This is a genomic window from Streptosporangium nondiastaticum (genome assembly GCF_003011965.1).
Taxonomy (GTDB): domain Bacteria; phylum Actinomycetota; class Actinomycetes; order Streptomycetales; family Streptomycetaceae; genus Streptomyces; species Streptomyces nondiastaticus.
This window is the reverse complement of record NZ_PXWG01000205.1, coordinates 1-8,540: the sequence shown is the minus strand read 5'-3', so window position 1 is coordinate 8,540 and position 8,540 is coordinate 1. Positions and strand designations below refer to the sequence as shown.

Sequence of the window (8,540 nt, the reverse complement as noted above, 5' to 3'; positions counted from 1 at the left end):
GGCCGGGCCCGGCCGCCGGCTGCACGGCGGACCTGCTCACCGCACTCGCGGGGGGCAGCGCCCCCGTCACCCTGATCCGCCCGACCGGCGTGGCCCCCGCCCCCGGCGCCCTGCGCTGGGCGCTCCCCGGCTGGACCGGCCCCCTCGACCTGCTGCTCGTCGCCAGCCCGGACGGGACGGAACCCGGCCTCGCGATCCTCCTGGAGCAGGCGTACCGCCGGGGCTGCTCCGTCGTCTGCGTCACCCCGGCCGGCTCGCCCCTCGCCGACGCCACCGCGCAGGCCCGCGGTCTCGCGGTCCCGCTGACGACGTCGCCGAGCGAGACCCGCGCGGGCATCGAGCCCGGAGGCGAGGACCGGCCGGCGGGCGAGCGCCCCGCGCTGCCCATCGGGCCGGGCCTCCTCTGGTCCCTGCTGACGCCCCTGCTTGTCCTGGCCGACCGCATAGGGCTGCTCGCGGCGGACCCGTCCGCGGTCGAGGCCCTCGCGGACCGTCTCGACCAGGTCGCCGAGCGCTGCGGTCCGGCCATCGCCACGTACAGCAATCCCGCCAAGACCCTGGCGGCCGAACTGGCCGACACCGTGCCCCTGATCTGGACGGAGGGGGAGCTGGCCGCCGCGGCCGGCCGGCACTTCGCCATGGTCCTCGCCGCCCTCGCGGGCCGCCCGGCCCTGGCCGCCGAGCTCCCCGAGGCGCTGACCGCCCACGGCACGCTCCTCTCGGGCGACTTCGCCGCGGGCGCCGACCCCGAGGACTTCTTCCGCGACCGCGTGGAGGAGCCGGAGACCCTGCACGCCCGCGTCGTCCTGCTCCGAGAGCAGGAGCCGGACGTCACCTCGCCCGCTCCCGCCGCCCGCGAACTCGCCCTGCAGCGCGAGACCCCCGTCAGCGAGCTGGAGCCCACGGACGCCGACAGCCCCCTGCAGACCGCCGCCGAACTGCTGGCCATCACGGATTTCGCCGCCGTCTACCTGGCGCTCGCCTCGACCCCGTAGACGTAGGCGCAGACAGAGACGCAGAAGCCGAGACGACGACGCACTCACCGCGTCGCAAACGCCGTACGCCCGCAACAGTCAGGAAACCGCCCGCATGGACCGCCTCGTCAACACCGTGCGCCCCTACGCCTGGGGCTCCACCACCGCGATCCCCGAGCTGCTGGGCACCACCCCAACCGGCGAGCCGCAGGCAGAGCTGTGGATGGGAGCCCACCCGGGCGCGCCCTCCCGCGTGGCGCGGGACGGCGGCGGAGGAGCGGACCTGCGCCCCCTCTCCGAGGTCATCGCCGCCGACCCCGAGGGCGAGCTCGGCTCCCGGGCCGTGCAGCGCTTCGGACCGCGGCTGCCCTTCCTGTTCAAGGTGCTCGCGGCGGCGTCCCCGCTCTCCCTCCAGGTCCATCCCGACCGCGAGCGGGCGGTGGCCGGCCACGCCGCGGAGGAGGCCGCCGGCGTCCCCCTCGACGCCCCCCACCGCAACTACAAGGACACCAACCACAAGCCCGAACTCCTCTGCGCCCTCACCCACTTCGAGGGCCTGTGCGGCTTCCGCGCCCCGGACGAGACGGCCGGCCTCCTCGCCGCGCTCGACGTCGACTCCCTCAAGCCGTACGCCGACCTCCTGCACGCCAAGCCGGAGGAGGACGCCCTGCGCGAGGTCCTCACCGCCGTCCTCGGCGCCGACCACGAGGACATGGCCCGGACCGTCAGCGAGACGGCCGCCGCCGCCGAACGCCTCGCCGCGCAGGAGGGCCCGCACCGCGAGGTGTACGCCGCCTGCGCCTTCCTCGCCCGGCACTACCCCGGCGACCACGGCGTCATCGCCGCCCTGCTCCTCAACCACGTGCGCCTCCAGCCCGGCGAGGCCCTCTACCTGGGCGCCGGCGTCCCGCACGCCTACCTCGACGGCCTCGGCGTCGAAATCATGGCGAACTCGGACAACGTGTTGCGCTGCGGCCTGACGCCCAAGCACATCGACATCCCCGAACTCCTGCGCGTCGTCCGCTTCGAGAGCGCCGCCCCCGCCATCCTGCGCCCGGAGGCCGACGCCGGCGGCGAGGAGGTCTACGGCACTCCCGTCGAGGAGTTCCGCCTCTCCCGCTTCGACCTCGCGCCCGGCGCCGAGGCCACCCTGCCCACCGGCACCCCCCAGATCCTCCTGTGCACCACGGGCACCGCCGTCCTCCGCAGGACGGACACCGGCGAGGAGCTGCGCCTCGCCCGGGGAGAGTCCGCGTTCGTACGGGCAACCGAGCCCGTCGCGCTCGCCGGTGACGACGCCCGGGTCTTCCGCGCCACGGTCGCCGTCTGAGCCTGCGCCCGCCCCGCGGCTGCAACAATGGCGGGCCGGGCGGACCAGGGCGGAAGGGATACCCCGCACACATGAGTGCATCAGGCGGAACCAAGGCCATCGTCGCCGCGCTCGGCGCCAACCTGGCCATCGCCGTGGCGAAGTTCGTCGCGTTCGCGTTCAGCGGCTCGTCGTCGATGCTCGCCGAGGGAGTGCACTCGGTCGCCGACTCCGGCAACCAGGCGCTGCTCCTGCTCGGCGGCAAGAAGGCCCAGCGAGCGGCCAGCGAGGAGCACCCCTTCGGCTACGGCCGCGAGCGCTACATCTACGGCTTCCTCGTCTCGATCGTCCTCTTCACCATCGGCGGCGTCTTCGCGCTCTACGAGGGCTACGAGAAGATCAGGGAACCGCACGCGCTCGACAACTGGTACTGGCCCGTCGGCGTCCTCGTCTTCGCCGTCATCGCGGAGGGCTTCTCCTTCCGCACGGCCGTCAAGGAGTCCAACGAACTGCGCGGCAAGCAGTCCTGGGGCCAGTTCGTCCGCACCGCCAAGGCTCCCGAACTGCCCGTCGTGCTCCTGGAGGACTTCGGCGCCCTCGTCGGCCTCGTCCTCGCCCTGGGCGGCGTCGGTCTGTCCGTCCTCACGGGCGACGGCGTCTGGGACGGCATCGGCACCCTCTGCATCGGCGCCCTGCTCGTCCTGATCGCCCTCGTCCTCGCCTCGGAGACCAAGTCCCTGCTGCTCGGCGAGGCGGCCGGCCCCGAACAGGTCGCGAAGATCCGCGCCGCGGCCGTCGACGGCGAGACGGTCACCCGCGTCATCCACATGCGCACCCTCCACCTCGGCCCCGAGGAGCTCCTCGTCGCGGCGAAGATCGCGGTGCAGCACGACGACACGGCGACCGAGGTCGCCGACGCGATCGACGCGGCCGAGGCCAGGATCCGCGAGGCGGTCCCGATCGCCCGCGTCATCTACCTGGAGCCGGACATCTATCGCGAGGAAGCCGTGGCGGCGGGCGCGGACCCGGCGGCGACCCCGGGCGGCCCGGGCCCGCGCTGAGCACGCGGTGACCGGCCGGCATGCCGCACGGCCCGGGCTCACCCGGCCCCGGGCCGGTCACCGCACCTCTTGCCGCTTCTTACCGCTCTTACCGCACCTCCTGCAGAACCCTCACGAGCGCGTCCGCCTCGCCCTCCGCCGAGAGCAGCCGCTCCCGGAACTCCGGATCCATCAGCTTCCGCGACAGCATGGCCAGGATCCGCAGATGCTCGTCGCCCGCCGCGGCGCCCGGCACGGCGATCATGAAGATCAACCGGGCCTTCGTCCCGTCGAGCGCCCCCCACTCGATCCCCTCCTCCGACCGGGCGAAGCCCACGACCGGCTCCGACACCGCATCCGTCTTCGCGTGCGGGATCGCGATCTCCTCCCCGAGCCCGGTCGTCCCCAGCTCCTCCCGCGCGAGCGCCGCCGCGACCAGACCGTCCACGTCGGTCACCGCGCCGCTCGCCGCGAGCAGCCCCGCCATCTCCCGGATCGCCGCCTCCTTGCCCCGCGCCGCGAGCTGGGGCCGTACGGTCCGGGCGGTGAGATGACCGGAGAGCGCGGAGCCGGCTGACGCTGTACCCGCGGATGCGGGAGCGGCGGGTGCGGAGGGGACCGAACCAGCGGGCGCGACCCCGGACCCGGCCGCCGCCGCCCCCACGGCCGGGGCCGGCATCGCGGGCGCCCCCTTCCCGGCCATCATCAAGGTGATCGTCGTCAGGGCCGTCACCACCGTCCCGATGGCGATGGCGACGAAGAACATCGGCACCCCCTCGACCGCCCCCAGCACCGCCACCACCGGCCCCCCGTGCGGCACGTTGTCCTGCACCGCCGCCAACCCGGCCACCGCCCCGGCCACCGCGCCGCCGGCCATGTTCGCCGGAATGACCCGCGCCGGCCGCGCCGCGGCGAACGGGATCGCGCCCTCGGTGATGCCGAAGCACCCCATGAACAGGGCCGCCAGCCCCGTCTCCCGCTCCTGCGCGCTGAACAGCGGCCGCCGCAGCAGCGTCGCGAGCCCCTGCCCGAGCGGCGGCACCGGAATCGCGGCCGCGCACATGCCCATGACCTCCGGGTTCTTCGACACCAGCCCCGCGCCGAAGAGGAACGCCGTCTTGTTGACCGGCCCGCCCATGTCGAAGGAGATCATCAGCCCGAGCACCACACCGAGCAGGGCGGCACTCGTCCCGGTCAGCCCGCCCAGCCAACTGGTGAGGTGCTCGAAGACCCAGGCGATCGGCCGGCCGATGACGTAGACGAAGAACAGGCAGAGCGACGTCGTGGCCACGACCGGGATCACGATGATCGGCATGACCGGCCGGACGAAGTCCGGCACCCGGACCTTCTTGATCCACAACACCAGGTAGCCGGCCAGGAACCCCGTGGCGATCGCCCCGATGAATCCCGCACCCGCCTTGCTGTCGTACAGCTCCCCGTGGCTCGCGACCCAGCCGCCCACCATGCCCGGCACGAGGGCCGGCCGGTCCCCGATCGCGTAGGCGATGTAGCCGGAGAGGATGGGGATCATCAGCGTGAAGCCGATGACGCCGATGTCGTTGACGGACTGCCAGAGCGAGCTGTCGAAGACGATGCCCTGCGGCGTGGTGCGCCCACCGAGGGCGAGCGACACGGCGATCAGCAGACCGCCGACGACCACGAACGGGATCATGTAGGAGACGCCGTTCATCAGCGCCTTGTAGACGGAGCCGCGCTCCTTCCCGCCCACGCCGCCGAAGAGGTCGCCGCTCCCGGCGCCGGCCCCTGCCGCCGGGCCGCGGTGCACCGGCGCCTCTAGGACGTCCCGGATCAGCCGCTCCGGATGGTGAATGCCCTCGGCGACCCCGACGGACAGCACCCGCTTCCCGGCGAAGCGGCTGAGGTCGACGTCCTTGTCGGCGGCGACGATGACGCCGTCGGCCTCCGCGATCTCGCGCTCGGACAGGACGTTCTCCGCCCCGATCGACCCCTGCGTCTCGACCTTCATCGCATGGCCGAGCGCCTGCGCGGCCTGGGCCAGCTTCTCCGCCGCCATGTACGTGTGCGCGATCCCCGTCGGACAGGCGGTCACCGCGAGCAGTCTGAGTCCCTGCCCGCCCCGCCCTTCCGGGCCTTCCCGTCCGTCATCCCCGGCGGGACCGGCTGCACTGGCTGGACTGGCCACGTGGGTCTCCTCACAACGGATCGCTCGCGGCGGCGTGCCGCATCCTCGCGCTGATCGCATCCTGCAACACCTGACCTGCACAGGAAACAAGGACGTTCCGGTGTCAGCAGCCGGGAGTTCGACGGAATCTGACGTTCCGGAGGATCGGTCGCCGGTGGGGGTGGGGTTCGGCAGGCCCCCGGTGTAGATTCGTTGACGAGCCAGACGTCGCTGCTGATGGCGGTCGGGCGGCCCGCACGACGGACCGGCCGAGGGAGAGAGGGCCTCCGACGGACTGCGCTGCGGTCGGGGCACCGGTGCGTCCAGTGTGTCCAGCTGCTTCAGGCAGCCCGATCGCATGCACGGCCGTGTCCACCCTCGCTCGCCCTTCACAGAGGAGCAGCCCGTATGACCACCACTTCCCCCGGCCAGGACTTCAAGGTCGCGGACCTCTCGCTGGCGGCCTTCGGCCGCAAGGAGATCACACTGGCCGAGCACGAGATGCCCGGTCTGATGGCGATCCGCAAGGAGTACGCGGAGACGCAGCCGCTGGCGGGTGCGCGCATCACCGGCTCGCTGCACATGACCGTCCAGACCGCCGTGCTGATCGAGACCCTCGTGGCCCTCGGCGCACAGGTCCGCTGGGCGTCCTGCAACATCTTCTCCACCCAGGACCACGCCGCCGCCGCCGTCGCGGTCGGCCCGAACGGCACCCCGGAGAACCCGCAGGGCGTGCCGGTCTTCGCCTGGAAGGGCGAGACCCTGGAGGAGTACTGGTGGTGCACGGAGCAGGCCCTGACCTGGCCGAACACCGCCACCGGCGGCCCCAACATGATCCTGGACGACGGCGGTGACGCCACCCTCCTGGTCCACAAGGGCGTCGAGTTCGAGAAGGCGGGCAGCGCCCCGGACCCGTCGACCGCGGACAGCGAGGAGTACGCCCAGATCCTCACCCTGCTGAACCGCACCCTGGGGGAGTCCCCCCAGAAGTGGACCCAGCTGGCGTCCGAGATCCGCGGCGTCACCGAGGAGACCACGACCGGCGTCCACCGTCTCTACGAGATGCAGCGCGACGGCACGCTCCTCTTCCCCGCGATCAACGTGAACGACGCGGTGACGAAGTCCAAGTTCGACAACAAGTACGGCTGCCGCCACTCGCTCATCGACGGCATCAACCGCGCCACGGACGTCCTGATCGGCGGCAAGGTCGCCGTCGTCTGCGGCTACGGCGACGTCGGCAAGGGCTGCGCCGAGTCGCTCCGCGGCCAGGGCGCCCGGGTCATCGTCACCGAGATCGACCCGATCAACGCGCTGCAGGCGGCGATGGACGGCTACCAGGTCACCACCCTGGACGAGGTCGTCGAGATCGCCGACATTTTCGTCACCACGACGGGCAACAAGGACATCATCATGGCCTCGGACATGGCCAAGATGAAGCACCAGGCCATCGTCGGCAACATCGGCCACTTCGACAACGAGATCGACATGGCCGGCCTGGCGAAGATCCCCGGCATCGTGAAGGACGAGGTCAAGCCGCAGGTCCACACCTGGACCTTCGAGGACGGCAAGGTCCTCATCGTGCTGTCCGAGGGCCGCCTGCTGAACCTGGGCAACGCGACCGGCCACCCGTCGTTCGTCATGTCCAACTCGTTCGCGGACCAGACCCTGGCCCAGATCGAGCTGTTCACCAAGCCCGAGTCCTACCCCACGGACGTCTACGTCCTGCCGAAGCAGCTGGACGAGAAGGTGGCCCGCCTCCACCTCGACGCGCTCGGCGTCAAGCTGACCACGCTCCGCCCGGAGCAGGCCGCCTACATTGGTGTCCCGGTGGAGGGCCCGTACAAGCCGGACCACTACCGCTACTGACACCGACGCAGCACGACCAGCAACACGAACAGCGATCGGTAGCAGGCCCCTGCCGGGAAGGCAGGGGCCTGTCCCCGTTCTGACGAGGACCCCACCATGCCCCGCGGCCGCTACTCGCTCCACGACCCGCACGACCACACCCCCCTCGGTGAAGAGCACTTCCACTGCGCCACCGGCCCCTCCGGCTGGCGCTACGTCTCGCAGCTCACCACTCCCGCCGGCGACCACGCCGGCTCCGTCGACCTCACCCTCGACGACCTGGGCCGCCCCATCCGCCTGCAGCTCCAGGCCGCGGACTGGCAGGTGCGCGGCGCGGCCCTCGACGGCGTGACCTGGGTCCGCACGGACCCGTCCGGCGAGCACGCCACGGAAGGCAATGTCCCGCAGGCACGCGCCTTCACCGGCGCGTCCCCCGCCTTCTACGTCGCGCTGTCCCGCGCGCTGCGCCTGACACCGGGCGCGGGCGCCACGCGCATCCGCCTGGTCGGCTTCACCTCCCCCGTCCTCGCCCCCCGGACCCTCGACCAGTCGTGGGCCCTGGTCAGCAGGACAGCACACGCCACTGACAACGGCCCGCTCCAGGTGGACGAGTACCAGGTCAGCGACCTGGAGACCGGCGAGCAGCACACGGTGAACCTGGCCGGTGACGTGGTCCTGTCGGCACCCGGCATCGAGCTGGAGGACCTGGACAGCCCCCCGTCGACGTTCACCTGAGGTTCCGCTCGGTGACTCGATGTGCGGAAGGGCTGGTCAGCCTGGTACTGTCCTCTTCGCCCCAAGAAACCCGTTGACACGGGGGGACTGGGGAGGTAGATTCGAACGGTTGCCGGGGGAGCTGGACAGGCTCCCAAGCAGCAGTTAGTCTCTATAGCGCTCTGGTGGTGAACGAGATTCGCCCCGAGCACCTCGATTCCTTATTGGAAAGCGAAAAGCCGATTAGCTCGGCCGGAAAGCTTCTGATAAAGTCGGGACCACCGCCGGAAAGCGAAAGCTGAAAGGCGAAACCCCGCTCCAACAGGGGGCCGGAAAAGTGATTCGGACCGGAAACGGAACGGAAAACGGATCTGGTAAGGTTGGAAACACCGAAGGGAAGCGCCCGGAGGAAAGCCCGAGAGGGTGAGTACGAAGGAAGCGTCCGTTCCTTGAGAACTCAACAGCGTGCCAAAAGTCAACGCCAGACTATAAAATACCCCGTCCTCAGCTTCGGC

General features: G+C 71.5%; 6 protein-coding genes. 5 read left to right on the top strand and 1 reads right to left on the bottom strand.

Features of this window, described 5'->3' with window-relative positions:
* From B7P34_RS33930 to B7P34_RS33920, 3 genes are all read left to right on the top strand, one after another.
* Nucleotides 1-995 (top strand): SIS domain-containing protein (locus B7P34_RS33930; RefSeq protein WP_106682001.1); only part of this gene is annotated, 995 nt, incomplete at its 5' end.
* Between the two features lie 94 nt (nt 996-1,089).
* On the top strand, nt 1,090-2,304 hold the full coding sequence (gene manA, locus B7P34_RS33925; RefSeq protein WP_106682000.1) for a mannose-6-phosphate isomerase, class I: 1,215 nt from the start codon (nt 1,090-1,092) through the stop codon (nt 2,302-2,304).
* A 71-nt stretch (nt 2,305-2,375) separates the two neighbouring features.
* Complete coding sequence (locus B7P34_RS33920) at nt 2,376-3,344, top strand: cation diffusion facilitator family transporter (protein ID WP_106681999.1); 969 nt, start codon at nt 2,376-2,378, stop codon at nt 3,342-3,344.
* 88 nt (nt 3,345-3,432) lie between these two features.
* Here the strand turns inward: B7P34_RS33920 and B7P34_RS33915 are convergent, their stop codons facing one another.
* Nucleotides 3,433-5,394, bottom strand: a complete 1,962-nt coding sequence (locus tag B7P34_RS33915) for a fructose-specific PTS transporter subunit EIIC (protein ID WP_223268518.1) — start codon at nt 5,392-5,394, stop codon at nt 3,433-3,435.
* A 480-nt stretch (nt 5,395-5,874) separates the two neighbouring features.
* Between B7P34_RS33915 and ahcY the strand changes: the two genes are divergently transcribed.
* Together ahcY and B7P34_RS33905 are read left to right on the top strand one after the other, a co-directional pair.
* Entirely contained in the window at nt 5,875-7,332 is a 1,458-nt protein-coding gene (gene ahcY, locus B7P34_RS33910) for an adenosylhomocysteinase (protein WP_106681997.1), read from the top strand.
* A gap of 96 nt (nt 7,333-7,428) precedes the next feature.
* Complete coding sequence (locus B7P34_RS33905) at nt 7,429-8,046, top strand: hypothetical protein (RefSeq protein WP_030365248.1); 618 nt, start codon at nt 7,429-7,431, stop codon at nt 8,044-8,046.
* The last annotated feature ends 494 nt before the right edge of the window (nt 8,047-8,540 follow it).

Excerpts from the sequence above, each read along its gene's own strand:
- manA (WP_106682000.1), top strand. The coding sequence starts at position 1,090 with ATGGACCGCCTCGTCAACACCGTGCGCCCCTACGCCTGGGGCTCCACC.
- B7P34_RS33920 (WP_106681999.1), top strand. The coding sequence starts at position 2,376 with ATGAGTGCATCAGGCGGAACCAAGGCCATCGTCGCCGCGCTCGGCGCC.
- ahcY (WP_106681997.1), top strand. The coding sequence starts at position 5,875 with ATGACCACCACTTCCCCCGGCCAGGACTTCAAGGTCGCGGACCTCTCG.
- B7P34_RS33905 (WP_030365248.1), top strand. The coding sequence starts at position 7,429 with ATGCCCCGCGGCCGCTACTCGCTCCACGACCCGCACGACCACACCCCC.